The sequence below is a fragment of the Streptomyces sp. NRRL B-1140 genome (genome assembly GCF_001280065.1).
Classification (GTDB): Bacteria; Actinomycetota; Actinomycetes; order Streptomycetales; family Streptomycetaceae; genus Streptomyces.
Genome location: NZ_LGEA01000125.1, coordinates 1 through 17,121 on the forward strand (window position 1 = coordinate 1; position 17,121 = coordinate 17,121).

Annotated in this window: 14 protein-coding genes, 1 rRNA gene and 1 riboswitch; of the genes, 12 read left to right on the forward strand and 3 right to left on the reverse strand. The window is 69.5% G+C overall.

Annotated features, from left to right (window positions below; translation table 11 throughout):
- From rrf to ADK65_RS30025, 11 genes are all read left to right on the forward strand, one after another.
- A 5S ribosomal RNA gene (gene rrf / locus ADK65_RS29975) occupies nt 1-99 on the forward strand; the annotation flags it as partial.
- A gap of 109 nt (nt 100-208) precedes the next feature.
- A complete protein-coding gene (locus ADK65_RS29980) occupies nt 209-817 on the forward strand; it encodes a CDP-alcohol phosphatidyltransferase family protein (protein WP_053674126.1) in 609 nt (202 codons plus the stop codon).
- Between the two features lie 114 nt (nt 818-931).
- Complete coding sequence (locus ADK65_RS29985) at nt 932-3,427, forward strand: mannose-1-phosphate guanyltransferase (RefSeq protein WP_053674127.1); 2,496 nt, start codon at nt 932-934, stop codon at nt 3,425-3,427.
- A 98-nt stretch (nt 3,428-3,525) separates the two neighbouring features.
- A complete protein-coding gene (locus ADK65_RS29990; RefSeq protein ID WP_107092415.1) occupies nt 3,526-4,437 on the forward strand; it encodes a DUF881 domain-containing protein in 912 nt (303 codons plus the stop codon).
- Nucleotides 4,434-4,766, forward strand: coding sequence for a small basic family protein (locus tag ADK65_RS29995; RefSeq protein ID WP_003988855.1), 333 nt, complete (start codon nt 4,434-4,436; stop codon nt 4,764-4,766). Before ADK65_RS29990 ends, ADK65_RS29995 begins: the two co-directional genes overlap by 4 nt.
- Before the next feature lie 5 nt (nt 4,767-4,771).
- Nucleotides 4,772-5,713 (forward strand): DUF881 domain-containing protein, encoded by a 942-nt coding sequence (locus ADK65_RS30000; RefSeq protein WP_053674129.1) that lies wholly within the window; start codon nt 4,772-4,774, stop codon nt 5,711-5,713.
- Nucleotides 5,714-5,774: 61 nt separating this feature from the next.
- A complete protein-coding gene (locus tag ADK65_RS37580; protein WP_078956216.1) occupies nt 5,775-6,725 on the forward strand; it encodes an FHA domain-containing protein in 951 nt (316 codons plus the stop codon).
- Nucleotides 6,726-6,777: 52 nt separating this feature from the next.
- Nucleotides 6,778-7,515: a MerR family transcriptional regulator gene (locus ADK65_RS30010; protein WP_053674131.1), complete on the forward strand. Its 738-nt coding sequence runs from the start codon at nt 6,778-6,780 to the stop codon at nt 7,513-7,515.
- Nucleotides 7,516-7,601: 86 nt separating this feature from the next.
- The gene (locus ADK65_RS30015; RefSeq protein ID WP_003988851.1) at nt 7,602-8,075 is read left to right on the forward strand and encodes a bifunctional nuclease family protein; all 474 of its coding nucleotides are present in this window, start codon (nt 7,602-7,604) and stop codon (nt 8,073-8,075) included.
- A 290-nt stretch (nt 8,076-8,365) separates the two neighbouring features.
- Nucleotides 8,366-9,049, forward strand: coding sequence for a MerR family transcriptional regulator (locus ADK65_RS30020; RefSeq protein ID WP_078956217.1), 684 nt, complete (start codon nt 8,366-8,368; stop codon nt 9,047-9,049).
- A 154-nt stretch (nt 9,050-9,203) separates the two neighbouring features.
- Complete coding sequence (locus ADK65_RS30025) at nt 9,204-10,658, forward strand: DNA polymerase IV (RefSeq protein ID WP_053674345.1); 1,455 nt, start codon at nt 9,204-9,206, stop codon at nt 10,656-10,658.
- On the opposite strand, the gene ADK65_RS30030 is transcribed toward ADK65_RS30025, so the two are convergent.
- The gene (locus ADK65_RS30030; protein ID WP_031104789.1) at nt 10,577-10,951 is read right to left on the reverse strand and encodes a PRC-barrel domain-containing protein; all 375 of its coding nucleotides are present in this window, start codon (nt 10,949-10,951) and stop codon (nt 10,577-10,579) included. The two genes, ADK65_RS30025 and ADK65_RS30030, sit on opposite strands and share 82 nt — an antisense overlap.
- Before the next feature lie 113 nt (nt 10,952-11,064).
- Nucleotides 11,065-11,160: riboswitch (glycine riboswitch) on the forward strand.
- Nucleotides 11,161-11,335: 175 nt separating this feature from the next.
- Between ADK65_RS30030 and gcvP the strand changes: the two genes are divergently transcribed.
- Nucleotides 11,336-14,221: an aminomethyl-transferring glycine dehydrogenase gene (gene gcvP / locus ADK65_RS30035; RefSeq protein WP_053674133.1), complete on the forward strand. Its 2,886-nt coding sequence runs from the start codon at nt 11,336-11,338 to the stop codon at nt 14,219-14,221.
- A 117-nt stretch (nt 14,222-14,338) separates the two neighbouring features.
- Here the strand turns inward: gcvP and ADK65_RS30040 are convergent, their stop codons facing one another.
- Together ADK65_RS30040 and ADK65_RS30045 are read right to left on the reverse strand one after the other, a co-directional pair.
- Nucleotides 14,339-14,734 carry a TOBE domain-containing protein gene (locus tag ADK65_RS30040; protein WP_053674134.1) on the reverse strand — a complete coding sequence of 132 codons (396 nt, stop codon included), beginning with the start codon at nt 14,732-14,734 and terminating at the stop codon, nt 14,339-14,341.
- Nucleotides 14,735-14,842: 108 nt separating this feature from the next.
- Nucleotides 14,843-16,822: an APC family permease gene (locus tag ADK65_RS30045; protein WP_053674135.1), complete on the reverse strand. Its 1,980-nt coding sequence runs from the start codon at nt 16,820-16,822 to the stop codon at nt 14,843-14,845.
- Between the last annotated feature and the right edge of the window lie 299 nt (nt 16,823-17,121).

The window sequence follows — 17,121 nt, forward strand, 5'->3', positions numbered from 1 at the left end:
GGGGAAACGCCCGGTTACATTCCGAACCCGGAAGCTAAGCCTTACAGCGCCGATGGTACTGCAGGGGGGACCCTGTGGGAGAGTAGGACGCCGCCGAACTCCTTTTACAGCTCTGGTCCTTGGGTAAACAGCCCAAGGGCCAGAGCTTTTTTGCGTTGAGGTAGGGTCAGGGGGCATCGTTGGCACGTTTCCCACAGGAGGCCCCCGGGTGGAGGTTCAGGAGACTCGCGTCCAGACGGACCGTGTGCTCACCATCCCGAACATCCTCAGCATGGCCCGCCTCGTCGGCGTACCCGTCTTCCTGTGGCTGATCCTGCTCCCTGAGTTCGGGGGGCCCCAGAGTGACGGCTGGGCCCTTCTGGTACTCGCTCTGAGCGGAGTCAGCGACTATCTGGACGGCAAGCTCGCGCGGCGTTGGAACCAGATCAGCAGCCTGGGTCGGCTCTTGGATCCCGCGGCCGACCGGCTCTACATCCTCTCGACCCTGGTCGGCCTCACGTGGCGGGAGATTCTGCCCCTCTGGTTGACCGCCGCACTTCTGGCGCGCGAGCTGGTTCTCTTGGTGATGGTGGGCATCCTCCGCCGGCACGGCTATCCGCCGCCCCAGGTGAACTTCCTGGGTAAGGCCGCCACCTTCAACCTGATGTACGCCTTCCCCCTGCTTCTGCTGAGTGACGGAAGCAGCTGGATCTCGTCACTGGCTGCTATTTTCGGATGGGCGTTCGCCGGATGGGGTACAACGCTCTACTGGTGGGCAGGAGTCCTCTACGTGGTACAAGTCCGCCGCCTGGTCCGTGCGGACGCCATAGCCGATTGAACTCTCGGATGGTCCTGCTTCCGTAGCGGAGCGTTGGCCCGTACCGGATAAGTGCGGGACAATCCTGGCGGGGGAAGTCGGCTAGACCGTCTCTTCGAGGAGGACGCTTCCGACATGAAGGCCGTCGTGATGGCCGGAGGCGAAGGCACGCGCCTTCGCCCTATGACCTCAAGCATGCCCAAGCCGCTCCTGCCAGTGGCCAACCGGCCGATCATGGAGCATGTTCTTCGGCTGCTCAAAAGGCATGGGCTCAATGAAACAGTCGTGACCGTCCAGTTCCTGGCCTCGCTCGTCAAGAACTACTTCGGTGACGGCGAAGAGCTGGGTATGGAGCTCACCTATGCCAATGAGGAGAAGCCACTCGGTACCGCCGGGAGCGTCAAGAACGCCGAGGAAGCCCTGAAGGACGATGCCTTCCTCGTCATCTCCGGTGACGCTCTCACCGATTTCGACCTCACCGAGCTCATCAATTTCCACAAGGAGAAGGGCGCACTGGTCACCGTCTGTCTGACGCGTGTGCCCAATCCGCTGGAATTCGGTATCACCATCGTCGACGAGGAAGGCAAGGTGGAGCGCTTCCTCGAGAAGCCCACCTGGGGCCAGGTCTTCTCCGACACGGTGAACACCGGCATCTACGTGATGGAGCCCGAGGTCTTCGACTACGTCGAGCCCGATGTGCCCGTCGACTGGTCCGGTGATGTCTTCCCGCAGCTGATGAAGGAAGGCAAGCCTGTCTACGGCTACATCGCCGAGGGCTACTGGGAGGACGTCGGCACGCACGAGAGCTATGTGAAGGCGCAGGCCGATGTCCTCGAGGGCAAGGTCGACGTCGACATCGACGGCTTCGAGATCTCCCCGGGCGTGTGGGTCGCCGAGGGGGCGGAAGTCCATTCCGACGCCGTACTCCGCGGGCCCGTCTACATCGGCGACTACGCCAAGGTCGAGGCCGGTGCCGAAATCCGTGAGCACACCGTCGTGGGTTCCAACGTGGTCGTCAAGAGCGGCGCGTTCCTGCACAAGGCTGTCGTGCACGACAACGTCTACGTGGGTCCGCACAGCAACCTGCGCGGCTGCGTGGTCGGCAAGAACACCGACATCATGCGTGCGGCGCGGATCGAGGACGGGGCGGTCATCGGTGATGAGTGCCTGATCGGTGAGGAATCGATCGTCCAGGGCAATGTGCGGGTCTATCCCTTCAAGACCATCGAGGCCGGCGCCTTCGTCAACACCTCGGTGATCTGGGAGTCCAGGGGCCAGGCGCATCTCTTCGGTGCCCGCGGTGTGTCCGGCATCCTGAACGTCGAGATCACACCGGAACTCGCGGTGCGGCTCGCCGGCGCCTATGCGACGACCCTGAAGAAGGGCTCGACCGTCACCACGGCCCGGGACCACTCGCGCGGTGCCCGTGCCCTGAAGCGGGCGGTGATCTCGGCGCTGCAGGCCAGCGCGATCGACGTGCGGGACCTGGAGAACGTGCCGCTGCCCGTGGCCCGTCAGCAGACGGCGCGTGGCAGTGCGGGCGGCATCATGATCCGTACCACCCCCGGGGTGCCGGACTCCGTCGACATCATGTTCTTCGACGGGAACGGTGCGGACCTGTCGCAGGGCAGCCAGCGGAAGCTGGACCGGGTGTTCGCGAGGCAGGAGTACCGCCGCGCGTTCCCCGGTGAGATCGGTGACCTGCACTTCCCGGCCAGCGTCTTCGACTCGTACACCGGGTCGTTGCTGCGCAACGTCGACACGACAGGCATCTCCGAGTCGGGGCTGAAGGTCGTCGTGGACGCGTCCAACGGCAGTGCGGGCCTCGTTCTGCCCAGCCTGCTCGGCAAGCTCGGCGTCGACTCGCTCACGATCAACCCCGGCCTCGACGAGTCCAGGCCGACGGAGACGGCCGACATGCGGCGGTCGGGGATGGTGCGCCTCGGGGAGATCGTGGCGTCCTCGGGAGCCGCGTTCGGCGTGCGGTTCGACCCCGTCGGCGAGCGGCTGTCGCTCGTCGACGAGAAGGGCCGGATCATCGAGGACGACCGGGCGCTCCTCGTGATGCTGGACCTGGTCGCCGCCGAGCGGCGCAGCGGCCGGGTCGCGCTGCCGGTGACCACCACCCGGATCGCCGAGCAGGTCGCGGCGTACCACGGGACGCAGGTCGAGTGGACGACCACCTCGCCCGACGACCTCACACGCGTGGGCGGCGAGGAAGGGACGATCTTCGGCGGTGACGGCAAGGGCGGGTTCATCGTCCCCGAGTTCAGCAGCGTGTACGACGCCACCGCGGCCTTCGTACGGCTCATCGGGCTCGTGGCGCGGACGCAGCTCACGCTCAGCCAGATCGACGCGAGGATCCCGCGGGCGCACGTGCTGAAGCGCGATCTGGCGACCCCGTGGGCCGTCAAGGGGCTCGTGATGCGCCGGGTCGTCGAAGCGGCCGGAGATCGCTTCGTGGACACCACGGACGGTGTGCGTGTGGTGGAGACCGACGGCCGCTGGGTGATGGTGCTGCCCGACCCGGCCGAGGCCGTCACCCACCTGTGGGCCGAAGGGCCCGACGACGCCTCCGCGCAGGCCCTGCTGGACGAATGGTCGGCGGTCGTGGACAGCGCCGGCCGGTAGAACGGGCTGCACGCGTGCGTGCCGGACAAGTGTCCTCAACGGGGCCTGTCCGGCACGCCGGTGGGCCCGTTCGGAGGTAGTGCTCGCGACGTGCGACGATGTGCGGCATGCCGCAGCAACCCCCCATTCGGAGCACACCCACGCGGCCTCGGCGCCCGGATGCGTCCATGTCGTTGCTCACCAATGTCATGGACCACAGCCTCGACGACGGCTATGCCGAGGCGGCCGCGCGGAAGAAGGCGGCGGGTGACAGCGGCATGCCGAAGACGCTCAGGGCGAAGCTGGGGCTCGCCGCCGGACTCGTGCTCGCGGCCCTGGTCGTGACGGTCGGGGCCGCGCAGGCGCGGGTCGCCGCCCCGGTCGTCGCCAAGGAGCGGGAAGAGCTGGTCGACCGCATCGACCGGGAGACCGAGGCGGCGGACAAGCTGGAGGACTCCGTCGACGAGCTGCGTGCCGACGTGGGCGCACGGCAGCGCGAAGCCCTGAAGCACAGCGGCGGCGGGGACTCCGACCTGGCGGGCATCCTGTCGGGTGCCGTCGCGGTGCACGGCCCCGGTGTGAAGCTCGTGGTGAACGACGCCAAGGAAGCCGCCTCGGGTGGCGACGGCAACCCGCGGGAGACCTCCGGCTTCTCCGACACCGGCCGCGTCCGTGACCGGGACATGCAGCGCGTGGTCAACGGGCTGTGGGAGTCGGGTGCCGAGGCCGTCTCCATCAACGGGCAGCGGCTGACGGCGCTGTCCGCGATCAGGGCCGCCGGGGACGCCATACTGGTCGACAACAAGCCGCTGGTGCCGCCGTACACGGTGCTCGCGGTGGGGGACGGGCAGCGGCTGAGCACACGGTTCCAGGACAGCGCGGACGGGTTGTATCTCAACGCGCTGCAGGAGAGCTACGGCATCAGGACAGGCATCTCCGTGGAGGACGACCTCAAGCTGCCTGCCGCACCGAGTGTGATCGTACGTACAGCACAGCCGAGCATCGAGAAGAGCGAGAAGGGCACATCGTGATCGCCGTACTGGGCCTCGTCGTGGGAGTCGTGGCCGGCCTGTTGGTCCGGCCTGAGGTTCCGGCGGTGGTCGAGCCTTATCTGCCGATCGCCGTCGTGGCGGCTCTGGACGCCGTCTTCGGGGGGCTGCGGGCCATGCTCGACGGCATCTTCGACGACAAGGTCTTCGTGGTGTCGTTCCTGTCCAACGTGGTCGTGGCCGCTCTGATCGTGTTCCTGGGCGACAAGCTGGGCGTGGGTGCGCAGCTGTCCACCGGTGTGGTGGTCGTCCTCGGCATCCGGATCTTCTCCAACGCCGCGGCGATCCGCCGGCACGTTTTCCGGGCGTGAGGCCGATGAGCGAGCACGACGAGAAGCCCGCCGAGGCCGCCGACCCCACCGAGGGGCAGGGCGACACGCGCGACGGCGGCGGCGAGTCGGGGAACAGGCTGCGCAAGGAACTGCCCCAGGAGGTGCCCGGGGCCGGGTCCGCGGCGGGGCCCGCGGCCGGGGACGCCCCGGCAGAGCCGGAGACCGAGCAGGCACCGGAACCGCGGGCGGATGCCGAGCCGCGGCTGACCGGTCGGCAACGGCTGGCACAGGGGGTGTGGCCGCCGCGTGTCACACGGGCCCAACTCATCGTCGCGGTGCTGCTGTTCGGTCTCGGGTTCGGGCTGGCGGTGCAGGTGGCGTCGAACAGCGACAGCGACAACGCGCTGCGTGGCGCGCGGCAGGAAGATCTTGTCCGCATCCTCGATGAACTGGATGACCGCACTCAACGTCTTGAAGACGAGAAGCAGGGTCTCGAGAAGCAGCGCGACGAGCTGGAGAACAGCTCCGACCAGGCCGAGGAGGCCCGGAAGCAGACGGTCGAGAAGGAGAGGCAACTCGGCATCCTGGCGGGCACGGTGGCCGCGCAGGGGCCCGGCATCACCATGACGATCCAGGACACGAAGGGGACGGTCGAGTCGGACATGCTGCTCGACGCGATCCAGGAGCTGCGCGCGGCGGGTGCCGAGGCGATCCAGGTCAACGGTGTCCGGGTGGTCGCGAGCACGTACCTCACGGACTCCGGCAAGAGTGTGGGCGTCGACGGGAACAAGATCAACGCGCCCTATCGTTTCAAGGTCATCGGCAAGCCGCAGGACCTCGAGCCGGCGCTCAACATCCCCGGAGGCGTGGTGCAGACTCTCGAGAAGGAACACGCCACCGTCATGGTCGAGCGGTCGACCGACATCGTCGTGGACGCCTTGCGAGCAGCGAAGCGGCCTGACTACGCTCGGTCGTCCTCGCAGTGAGCAGGGGGTGCATGGGCGACGTCAGGCGAGGGCATGAGGTTGCGGGGGGTCGGCGCACCGAATGGGCGGTGCGTGGTGGAAACTGTCTGGTGCAGACGGACGTTGTCAGGATGTCCGGGTCGGCCAGAGTGTTCAGTCAGGGTTCGTCCTGCCCCACGGGCGGGTCTGTTTCGGTCAAGGGGAATCGCCCGTGAAGTTGTTTGCGAAGTTGTTCGGCAAGAGCGCGCGAGAGGGCAGCGACAACGCGACCGCTCGTCATCGCGCACAGCCTGACGCGGAGGGCCAGCGGCCGCTGTTCCGGGACCAGGTGGGCGGCCCGGGCGGCGATGTCTCCGGTGGTCAGGGCGTGCCGGTTGACCCTGCTCAGGCCGGCGGAATAGGTTTCGGGCAACCGTCAGCCTCGAGTGCGGGTGGAGGGTTTTCCGACCCGTACGCGTCCCATGCCCCCGGTGGGCAGCCGCGGCAGGAGGATCCGATGTCGGCCCTGGTGTGTACGAGGTGCGGTAACCGCAACGCGGAGAACAGCCGTTTCTGCTCCAACTGCGGCGCGCCGCTGCGGGCGGGGGCGGTACCGGAGCGTCCGTCCGAGACGACGTCCACGATCTCCATCTCCGGTCTCGAGGCCTACGACAGCGAGACCACCGGTCAGACGCCGATGCCGACCCTGTCCCCCGAGGCGCAGGCGGCTGTCGACGCGCTGCCGCTGGGGTCCGCGCTTCTGGTCGTGCGCCGCGGGCCGAACTCGGGCAGCCGCTTCCTGCTGGACGGCGACCTGACCACGGCCGGCCGGCATCCGCAGAGCGACATCTTCCTGGACGACGTGACGGTCTCCCGGCGACACGTGGAGTTCCGCCGGGCCCAGGACGGCTCGTTCACCGTGGCCGACGTGGGCAGCCTGAACGGCACGTACGTGAACCGGGAGCGGATCGACCAGGTCGCCCTGAACAACGGCGACGAGGTGCAGATCGGCAAGTACCGGCTGGTCTTCTACGCAAGCCAGCGGGGTTACTGACCGGCTGCGTCCGGGGCAGACCCAGCGAAGGTCCATCCGTCAGGGAAGGTCCATGCTTCATACACCGAGCGGCGGTGCCGGGCACGGCACCGCCGCCACGGACAGTGGGCTGATGAGCATCGGCGCGGTGCTGAACGCGCTGCGCGGTGAGTTTCCCGAAGTGACCATCTCCAAGATCCGCTTCCTGGAGTCGGAAGGGCTCATCGAGCCGCAGCGGACCCCCTCGGGGTACCGCAAGTTCAGCGCCCAGGACGTGGAGCGTCTCGGACACGTGCTGCGGATGCAGCGGGACCACTATCTGCCCCTGAGGGTGATCCGGGAGCACCTGGAGGCCATGGAGCGTGGTGAGGCCGTGCAGCTGCCGGTCGTGGGCCGTCAGCGGGACGGGCAATCCGCGTCGGAGCCGCTCGAGCCGCCCTCAGCGGCCCGGATCGGGCGGGACGAGCTGCTCTCGGCCGTCGGCGTGGACGCGCAGGAGCTCGAGAAATGGCAGTCCTACGGACTCCTCACTCCTGTGGAGGACGGGGCCTATGACGCCGAGGCGGTCACCGTCGCCCTGCTCGTCGTGGAGCTCGGCCGGTTCGGGATCGAGCCGCGGCACCTGCGGGCGATGAAGGCCGCTGCCGAACGCGAGGCCGGGCTCGTCGACCAGGTGGTGGCACCGCTGAAGCGGCACCGGAACCCGCAGACCAGGGCTCACGCCGAGGCCCGGGCCAAGGAGCTGGCGGGGCTCACGGTGAAGCTGCACGCCGCGCTGGTGCGGACGGCGCTGGGGCTGCGGCTTCCCTGAGGCGGCCGGGCGCCGGCGAGGCCGGATCAGGCGCCCGATCCCGGCCCGACTACCCAAACATCCCGGGCACGGCCTAGGGTTGCTGTGTGAACGAGCTCGATGTCGTAGGTGTCCGGGTCGAGATGCCCTCCAACCAACCGATCGTGCTGCTGCGTGAAGTGGGAGGCGACCGTTACCTCCCCATCTGGATCGGACCGGGGGAGGCGACGGCGATCGCCTTCGCCCAGCAGGGCATGGCTCCCGCGCGGCCGCTGACGCACGACCTGTTCAAGGACGTGTTGGAAGCCGTGGGCCAGGAGCTCACGGAGGTGCGCATCACCGACCTGCGTGAGGGCGTCTTCTACGCGGAGCTGGTCTTCGCCAGCGGCGTCGAGGTGAGCGCTCGCCCGTCCGACGCCATAGCGCTCGCGCTGCGCACCGGGACGCCGATCTACGGCAGTGACACGGTGCTCGACGACGCGGGTATCGCGATCCCGGACGAGCAGGAGGACGAGGTGGAGAAGTTCCGCGAGTTCCTCGACCAGATTTCCCCGGAGGACTTCGGCAGCAGCAGTCAGTGAGGTCCTCGGGAGCGGCAGCGGCCTGAGAAGCGTCTGGGCGGCCCGGCGGACGATGTGGTCCGTGCGGGGCCGCCCGCCGTGTGTGACGGGTGAAATATCCGCATGTGCCGATGGCGTGTGAGAGCGTCACGAGGCCCGTCCCGGACACATTCGGCTAGCCTTTCCCCGCGACGGGGCACGGGAAACCACTCTCAGGGTGATTATCACTCGGCGTGGCGAGTGTGGCGATCGTTGACGCACCCCAGGTGACTGCCTACCGTCGAGAAGGCAGGTCAAGGACGGAGGTCGGCGTGAGAAGCAGCGGCGACGGTACGGCTGGGGGCGGCCCCGAGCGCAGTCTCAGGGCGAGCGGTCCGTACCCTCCCCCCGGCTCACGGCCCCTCCCGGGCGGGGCGTTCCCCCAATCCGGTGGTGCGGCCGATCACGCTCGGCAGCGACCGGCAGCGGTGCCGAGCAGCGGAGGGACGACGTCCATGGCGTCCGAGCAGATCGGCTATCGCGGCCCCACGGCCTGCGCGGCCGCCGGTATCACCTACCGCCAGCTGGACTACTGGGCCCGCACCGGGCTCGTCGAGCCCAGTGTGCGCCCCGCCTACGGATCCGGGACGCAGCGGCTGTACAGCTTCCGGGACGTGGTCGTCCTCAAGATCGTCAAGCGGTTCCTCGACACCGGGGTGTCGCTGCAGAACATCCGCACCGCCGTCCAGCACCTCAGGGAACGCGGTTTCAGCGACCTCGAGCGCATGACGCTGATGAGTGACGGCGCGACGGTCTACGAGTGCACCTCGCCCGACGAGGTCCATGCCCTGCTCCAGGGTGGTCAGGGAGTCTTCGGGATCGCTGTCGGGGTGGTGTGGCGGGACGTCGAGAGCGCGCTGTCCCAGCTGCACGGCGAGCGGATCGACACCGGCGAGACCCTGGTCGGGCCCAATCCGGCGGACGAGCTGGCGCGGCGGCGGAACCGGGCCGTCTGAGCCGCCCTGCGGCAGGGGGCGTGCGCGGTCGAAGGAGGCGGGACGTTTCCGCACCGGATGTAAGCGGTTGCTGCCGAGCCGCAAACCACCTCTCCCAGGCCGACGGAACCGGCCGGGCGGGACGTTGTCAGTGGCGTGGGGCAGCATCGGGGGTGTGAGAACCTCGCCCACGATCCTGCATCTCGACATGGATGCCTTCTACGCCTCGGTGGAGCAGGCGTCCAAGCCGAGTCTGCGCGGGAAGGCCGTGGTCGTGGGCGGGCTCGGGCCACGGGGCGTGGTGGCGACCGCGTCGTACGAAGCCCGGGTGTTCGGGGTGCATTCGGCGATGCCCATGGGTCAGGCCCGCCGGCTCGCGCCCAACGCCGCGTACCTCGTGCCGCGCTTCCATTTCTACCGTTCGATCAGCGAGCGGGTGATGGAGCTGCTGCGGGCGCTGTCGCCGCTGGTGGAGCCGCTGAGCCTGGACGAGGCGTTCGTGGACCTGGAGGCCGGTGGAGTGGCCTGGGACGAGCGGTCGGCGCGGCTGGCCGGGGCCAGGCTGCGCGCGGACATACGGGCCGTCACGGGGCTCACCGGGTCGGTGGGGCTGGCCGCCTCCAAGATGCTCGCGAAGATCGCCTCCGAGGAGGCCAAACCGGACGGGCTGGTGGTGATCGAGCCGGGGACGGAGCGGGCCATGCTCGGGCCGATGCCGGTGCGGACCCTGCCCGGAGTGGGGCCGGCGACGGGCGACCATCTGCGGCGGGCCGGGATCACCACCGTCGAGGAGATCGTGGAGGCGGGCGAGGACGAGCTGGTCCGGCTGCTGGGCAAGGCGCATGGACACGGTCTCTACGCGATGGCCCTGGCCCGGGACGACCGGCCCGTGGTGGCGGAGCGCGAAGCGAAGTCGGTGTCGGTCGAGGACACCTACGACGTGGACATCCACGACCGGACGCGGGTCGGGATGGAGGTGCAGCGGCTCGCCGAGCGGTGCGTGCGGCGGCTGCGCGGGGCGGGGCTGTCCGGGCGGACGATCGTGCTGAAGGTGCGGCGCTACGACTTCTCGACGCTGACCCGCTCCGAGACGCTGCGCGGCCCCACGGACGACCCCGCGGTGGTCCGTGAGGCGGCGGCCAGACTGCTGGACTCGGTCGACACGACCGGTGGGGTGCGGCTGCTCGGCGTGGGGGTCAGCGGGCTCGCCGACTACACGCAGGAGGACCTGTTCGCCCAGGCGGCGGGGGAGCGGGCGGTCACGGAGAGCCCGGCCGAGGAGCGCGCCGTGGCGCCGGCCGAGGAGCAGCCGCCCCTCGCCGAGCGGCGCTGGCCCGCCGGGCACGATGTGCGGCACGCCGAGTTCGGGCACGGCTGGGTGCAGGGCAGCGGGCTGGGGCGGGTCACCGTACGGTTCGAGACGCCCGCGTCGGAGCCCGGGCGGGTGCGGACCTTCCGGGTCGACGACCCGGATCTGGAGGCGGCGGATCCGCTGCCCCTGGTCTTACGGGCGCCCGAGGAGGGAGACCGGACGTCCGGGGCGGTGTCTCAGGCCGTTTCGTCGGTGCCCGCGAGCTTGCCGAAGTCGTGGTCCGGCAGCGGGGGCGGGGCGGCGACATCGAGACCGTAGTGGTGGTAGAGCTGCAGTTCCTGCTCGGGGGAGAGGTGGCGGCCCACGCCGAAGTCGGGGGCGTCCTTGATCAGGGCGCGTTCGAAGGGGACGTGCAGGGCGCCCTCGATCAGTTCACTGGGCTCCAGGGGGACGAAGGCGTCCCTGCTGAACAGGCCGGTCCGTATGGCCGCCCACTCCGGCTCGCCGGTGGCGTCGTCGAGGTAGACCTCGTCGATGGTGCCGATCCTGGTCCCGTTGCGGTCGAACGCCTTGCGGCCGATCAGGTTGCGCGGATCGATATCGGTTCGCACGGGCCCTCCACATGGTCGCAACTCATACGTAGACACTACAAAACGGTACAAGCGGGGATGTGGCCACTCGAAGGTTCGTGCGCTGACCTCGCTGGTACGCTGGCAGCGGCTGCTGACCCCGTGCGGGAGAGTCCTCCAGACACCATCGGAGGCGCCGAAGGAGCAAATCCTCCCCGGAATCTCTCAGGCACACGTACCGCACGGACGAGGTCACTCTGGAAAGCAGAGCGGGTGTCGACGGCTTCCGCTCTCACCGACGGTGAAAGCCGGAGGCCTTCGGGCGATCCGGTGAAGCTCTCAGGTTGAGATGACAGAGGGGGAGGCCGTCCGGGTACCCGTGCCGTGGTGCCCCTCGCAGGTCGTGTCGACCAGGAGGCCTCCGTAATGACCGCCCACCGCATTCCGCTCTCCGAGCTCGAAGAGGCAGTCCCCTTCGAGCAGCGCCACATCGGCCCCGACCACGAGGCCTGCGCCAAGATGCTCGCGCACGTCGGTTACGGCTCGCTGGACGAGCTGACCGCCGCCGCGGTCCCGGCCGTGATCAAGAGCGCCGAGGCGCTCGACCTGCCCGGCGCCCGCAGCGAGGCCGAGGTGATCGCCGAGCTGCGCTCCCTCGCCGACCGCAACCAGGTCCTCGGCTCCATGATCGGCCTCGGCTACTACGGCACGTTCACGCCGCCGGTCATCATGCGCAACGTCATGGAGAACCCGTCCTGGTACACGGCCTACACGCCGTACCAGCCGGAGATCTCACAGGGCCGGCTCGAGGCGCTGCTCAACTTCCAGACCATGGTCGCCGACCTGACCGGACTTCCGACCTCGGGCGCTTCCCTGCTCGACGAAGGCACCGCGGCCGCCGAGGCCATGGCGCTGTCGCGGCGCCTGGGCAAGAACAAGAAGGGCCTGTTCCTGGTCGACGCGGACACGCTGCCGCAGACCATCGCCGTGATCCGGACCCGCGCCGAACCGACCGGCGTCGAGGTCGTCGTCGCCGACCTGAGCGAGGGCATCCCCGCCGAGCTCGCCGAGCGCGAGATCAACGGCGTGCTGCTCCAGTACCCGGGCGCCTCCGGTGCCGTGCGGGACATCAAGCCGGTCATCGACCAGGCGCACGGGCTGGGCGCGCTCGTCACCGTCGCCGCCGACCTGCTCGCGCTGACGCTGCTGAAGTCGCCCGGTGAGCTCGGCGCGGACATCGCCGTCGGGACAACGCAGCGCTTCGGTGTGCCCATGGGCTTCGGCGGACCGCACGCCGGCTACATGGCGGTCCAGGACAAGATGGCGCGCAGCCTGCCCGGGCGGCTCGTCGGCGTGTCCGTGGACGCCGACGGCAACAAGGCCTACCGGCTCGCCCTGCAGACGCGCGAACAGCACATCCGCCGCGAGAAAGCGACCAGCAACATCTGCACCGCGCAGGTGCTGCTCGCCGTCATGGCCGGCATGTACGCCGTCTACCACGGTCCTGAGGGACTGAAGGGCATCGCGCGGCGCACCCACCGCTACGCCACCGTCCTCGCCGCCGGGCTCGCGGCCGGCGGGGTCGAGATCGTGCACGAGGCGTACTTCGACACCCTGACCGTGCGCGTCGGGGGCCGGGCCGACGAGATCGTCGCCGCCGCGCGGGACAACGGGGTCAACCTGCGTCGCGTCGACGCCGACCACGTCTCCCTCGCCTGTGACGAGACCACGACCCGCGCCCAGCTGCGCGCCGTGTGGGCCGCCTTCGGCGTCGAGGGCGTCGTCGAGGCGCTGGACGCGGCTACGGAGGACGGGCTTCCGGGCACTCTGCTGCGGACCGACGACTACCTCACGCACCCCGTGTTCCACCAGCACCGCTCCGAGACCGCCATGCTGCGCTACCTGCGCAAGCTGGCCGACCGCGACTACGCGCTCGACCGGGGCATGATCCCGCTGGGCTCCTGCACGATGAAACTCAACGCGACCACCGAGATGGAGCCGGTCACCTGGCCCGAGTTCGGGCAGCTGCACCCCTTCGCGCCTGCCGGGCAGGCCGGCGGCTACCTCACCCTCATCCACGAGCTGGAGGACCGGCTCGCCGAGGTCACCGGCTACGACAAGGTCTCCCTCCAGCCGAACGCCGGGTCGCAGGGTGAGCTGGCCGGTCTGCTCGCCGTCCGCGGGTACCACCGGGCCAACGGGGACGAGCAGCGCACCGTCTGCCTGATCCCGTCGTCCGCCCACGGCACCAACGCCGCCAGTGCGGTGATGGCGGGCATGAAGGTCGTCGTCGTGAAGACCGCCGAGGACGGCGAGATCGACGTCGAGGACCTGCGGGCGAAGATCGAGCAGCACCGCGACGAGCTGGCCGTACTGATGATCACCTATCCGTCCACGCACGGTGTGTTCGAGGAGCACGTCTCCGAGATCTGCGCCCAGGTGCACGAGGCTGGCGGGCAGGTCTACGTCGACGGGGCCAACCTCAACGCGCTCGTCGGGCTCGCCAAGCCGGGGCACTTCGGCGGCGACGTCTCGCACCTGAACCTGCACAAGACCTTCTGCATCCCGCACGGCGGCGGCGGTCCGGGGGTCGGCCCGGTGGCGGTGCGCGAGCACCTCGCGCCCTTCCTGCCGAACCACCCGCTGCAGCCCGAGGCGGGCCCGCAGACGGGCGTCGGGCCCATCTCCGCCGCGCCGTGGGGTTCCGCCGGCATCCTGCCCATCTCGTGGGCGTACGTCCGGCTCATGGGCGGCGAGGGGCTGAAGCGGGCCACGCAGGTGGCCGTGCTCAGCGCCAACTACATCGCCAAGCGTCTGGAGCCGCACTACCCGGTGCTCTACACCGGCCCCGGCGGACTCGTCGCGCACGAGTGCATCATCGACCTGCGGCCCCTGACCAAGGCGACCGGAGTGAGCGTCGACGACGTCGCCAAGCGGCTGATCGACTACGGCTTCCACGCGCCGACCATGTCGTTCCCGGTGGCCGGCACGCTGATGATCGAGCCGACCGAGTCGGAGGACCTGGCCGAACTGGACCGCTTCTGCGAGGCGATGATCGCCATCCGCGGGGAGATCGAGAAGGTCGGCTCCGGCGAGTGGCCCGCGGAGGACAACCCGCTGCGCGGCGCCCCGCACACCGCCGGCGCGCTCGCGGGAGCGTGGGAGCACGCCTACAGCCGTGAGGAGGCCGTCTTCCCCGCGGGGGTGTCGGCCGCCGACAAGTACTGGCCGCCGGTGCGCCGCATCGACCAGGCCTTCGGCGACCGGAACCTGGTGTGCTCCTGCCCGCCGCTGGACGCGTACGAGGACTGATCGGCCGACCGGTCACAGGGAGGGGCTCCGCGGTGCGGGGCCCCTCCCGCCGTTCACCGCCGGGCGGGTTGGGGCTGTATGCGTGGAGATGCGTCGATCCGCCCTGTCGTGTGGGGCTCAGACGCGGTCGATGTGGACGTTCGTCGACTTCACGCGGGCCGTCGCCTCCATGCCGACCTCCAGGCCCAGTTCCTCCACCGCCTCGCGGGTGAGCAGGGAGACGAGCCGGTGCGGGCCGGCCTGGATCTCGACCTGGGCGGCGACGTCGCCGAGTTTGATCGCGGTGACGATGCCGGGAAACGCGTTGCGGGCCGAGGTGTACGGGGTGTCGTCCTCGGCGATGCCGGACCTGGCGAGCTCGACCGAGAAGGCCGCGAGGTCCCGCCCGTCGACGAGCCGTCGCCCGGACTCGTCGCGATGGGTCGTGATGCGGCCCGCGTCGGCCCAGCGGCGGGCGGTGTCCGGGCTGACGCCGAGCAGCCGTGCTGCCTGGCCGATCGTGTAGGACTGCATGCCGGTCACGATAGGCGCGGGGGAGAGCGGGGGCGGATGCGGGGCCGGCCGTCGGGTGTCACGCGCCGGAGCGCTCGACCGTGAACGACAGTGCGAACCCGGGCCCGCTCAGCCCACGTGGACTTTTGGCCGCAGCCTGCGGTCCGGTTCCGCCTCGCGCAGGACCTCGCGGGTCACCGGAGCGACCTCGCCCTGGCCGAACAGGAAGAAGCGCAGGAAGTTGGCGAAGGGCCCGCCCTCGGTCCACTCGAAGTAGATGTGCGGGGTGCGGCCGGTGGCGTCGCGGACGTGCAGCAGCAGCGCGGCCAGGGCGTTCGGGACGGAGGACGACTCCAGGGTCAGGACGCGGTAGCGGCCGTGCAGCACCTCGCCGCGTACGGTCAGGTCCGCCTCGAATTCGGACGGATCGGTCACCGTCACCTCGACGAAGACGACGTCGTCCTGGCCGGGTACGTCGTTGTCGGCCCGGATCTGCTCGATCTTGTTGCGGTACTCGGCGATGTCACGCCGGTCGGGCTCGTTGGCGATGAACCGCATCCGGCGGCTGGCCATGTCCCGGACGAAACGCTCGGCCATGTCGTCCAGCGTCACGCTGGTCACGCGCAGCTCGAACGCCCGGGCCAGGCGCGACAGCAAGGAGACAAGGATGATGCCGGCGATGAAGCAGGCACCGATCTTCACGCCGTCCGGGCGCTCGATGACGTTGAGCACGGTCGTGTAGAGGAACACCGCGGAGATCACGGCGAAGGCGATCGTCCAGTTCCGCTGCCGGGCCTTGCGGGCGGCGATGGTCACCGCGATCGCCGCCGAGCTGATGAGGACGAGCACACCGGTGGCGTAGGCGCCGCCCTGGGCGTTGACGTCGGCGTCGAAGATCCAGGTGACCAGGAAGGCGATCAGCGTGAACACGACGACCATGGGCCGTACCGCGCGGGCCCAGTGCGGGGCCATGCCGTAACGGGGCAGGTAGCGCGGCATCAGGTTGAGCAGCCCGGCCATCGCGGACGCGCCGGCGAACCAGAGGATGGCGATCGTCGAGACGTCGTAGACGGTGCCGAAGGTGTTGCCGAGGTAGTCGTGCGCCAGGTAGGCGAGCGCACGGCCGTTGGCCTGGCCGCCCGCCTCGAACTCCTTCTCGGGGATGAGGAGGGTGGTGATGAAGCTGGTCGTGATCAGGAAGACGCTCATGATCAGGGCGGCCGTGGTGAGCAGCTTCTTCGTGTCGCGGATACGCCCGGCCGGCCGTTCCTCCGTGTCGCCCGCATCGCCCTTGACGTGCGGCATCACGGCCACGCCCGTCTCGAAGCCGGAGAGGCCGAGGGCCAGTTTCGGGAAGACGAGCAGGGCGACGCCGACCATGGCGAAGACGTTGCTGTGCTGGGCGGTGAGGGCGCTCGCCCAGTCGGTGATCACATGGCCGGCCGTGACGACGTGGTAGAGGCCGACGACCACCACGACCAGGTTCAGCGCGAGATAGGCACCCACGAGGGCGACGGCGACGCCGATCGCCTCCAGGAAGCCCTTGAGGAACACCGCGCCCAGCAGGGCCACCAGGATCAGCGTGATCAGCATCTGCTTGTCGTGCAGCGCACCCGTCAGATGCGGGTTCTCCACGAGGTGGGTGGAGGCGTCGGCGGCCGACAGGGTGATGGTGATGAGGAAGTCGGTGGCGGCGAAGCCCAGCAGGGTCAGGACGAACAGCTTGCCCTGCCAGAAGGACAGCAGCCGCTCCAGCATCGCGATGGAGCCTTCGCCGTGGGGGCTCTCCTCGGCCACGCGACGGTAGACGGGCAGGGCGCCCGCCAGCGTGACGACGACCAGGACGATGGTCGCGATCGGTGACAGCAGCCCGGCGGCGAGGGCCGCGATGCCCGGCTGGTAGCCGAGGGTCGAGAAGTAGTCGACGCCGGTCAGGCACATCACCCGCCACCACCGCTGACCCCGGTGCGCAGGCTCCGGCTCGGCGTGCGGCCCGGTGTGGCCACCCTCCTTGCCCATGTCCGACAGGCCCTCCAGCATCCAGGCGCGCAGACGGCTGGGTGGAGAAGGCTTCGGACGGCTCGGCGCCGGATGCTCGGTGGTGGCCATCGACGTGCTCCCGATCGTGTGGCTCAGGGGGGTTCCGGCCATCACTGGACGGCTCGATCAGCGTAAGCGGAGCGTGACGCCGTGGCCCATGGACGAAGGGGCCGAGCGCGTCAAGCTTCCGTTAAGACTGACGGCCGAGACGGCCGCGGCTCCGAAAACACGAGCTGAGCGCGCGTCCGAGGGCAGGGGCGGCGGCCCCTCGCCTTCGCACGGGCGGACACCCTGAGTGATCACGTCGGGGACCACATCGTAACGTTCGTCTTCGAATCCGAATGTTTCGCATCCGCTTCAAGTCCCGG

Coding starts and splice junctions, on each gene's coding strand:
- ADK65_RS30000 (WP_053674129.1), top strand. CDS start 4,772: ATGAGCGAGCACGACGAGAAGCCCGCCGAGGCCGCCGACCCCACCGAG.
- ADK65_RS37580 (WP_078956216.1), top strand. CDS start 5,775: ATGGGCGGTGCGTGGTGGAAACTGTCTGGTGCAGACGGACGTTGTCAG.
- gcvP (WP_053674133.1), top strand. CDS start 11,336: ATGACCGCCCACCGCATTCCGCTCTCCGAGCTCGAAGAGGCAGTCCCC.
- ADK65_RS30045 (WP_053674135.1), bottom strand. CDS start 16,822: ATGGCCACCACCGAGCATCCGGCGCCGAGCCGTCCGAAGCCTTCTCCA.
- ADK65_RS29990 (WP_107092415.1), top strand. CDS start 3,526: ATGTGCGGCATGCCGCAGCAACCCCCCATTCGGAGCACACCCACGCGG.
- ADK65_RS30010 (WP_053674131.1), top strand. CDS start 6,778: ATGCTTCATACACCGAGCGGCGGTGCCGGGCACGGCACCGCCGCCACG.
- ADK65_RS30040 (WP_053674134.1), bottom strand. CDS start 14,734: ATGCAGTCCTACACGATCGGCCAGGCAGCACGGCTGCTCGGCGTCAGC.
- ADK65_RS29985 (WP_053674127.1), top strand. CDS start 932: ATGAAGGCCGTCGTGATGGCCGGAGGCGAAGGCACGCGCCTTCGCCCT.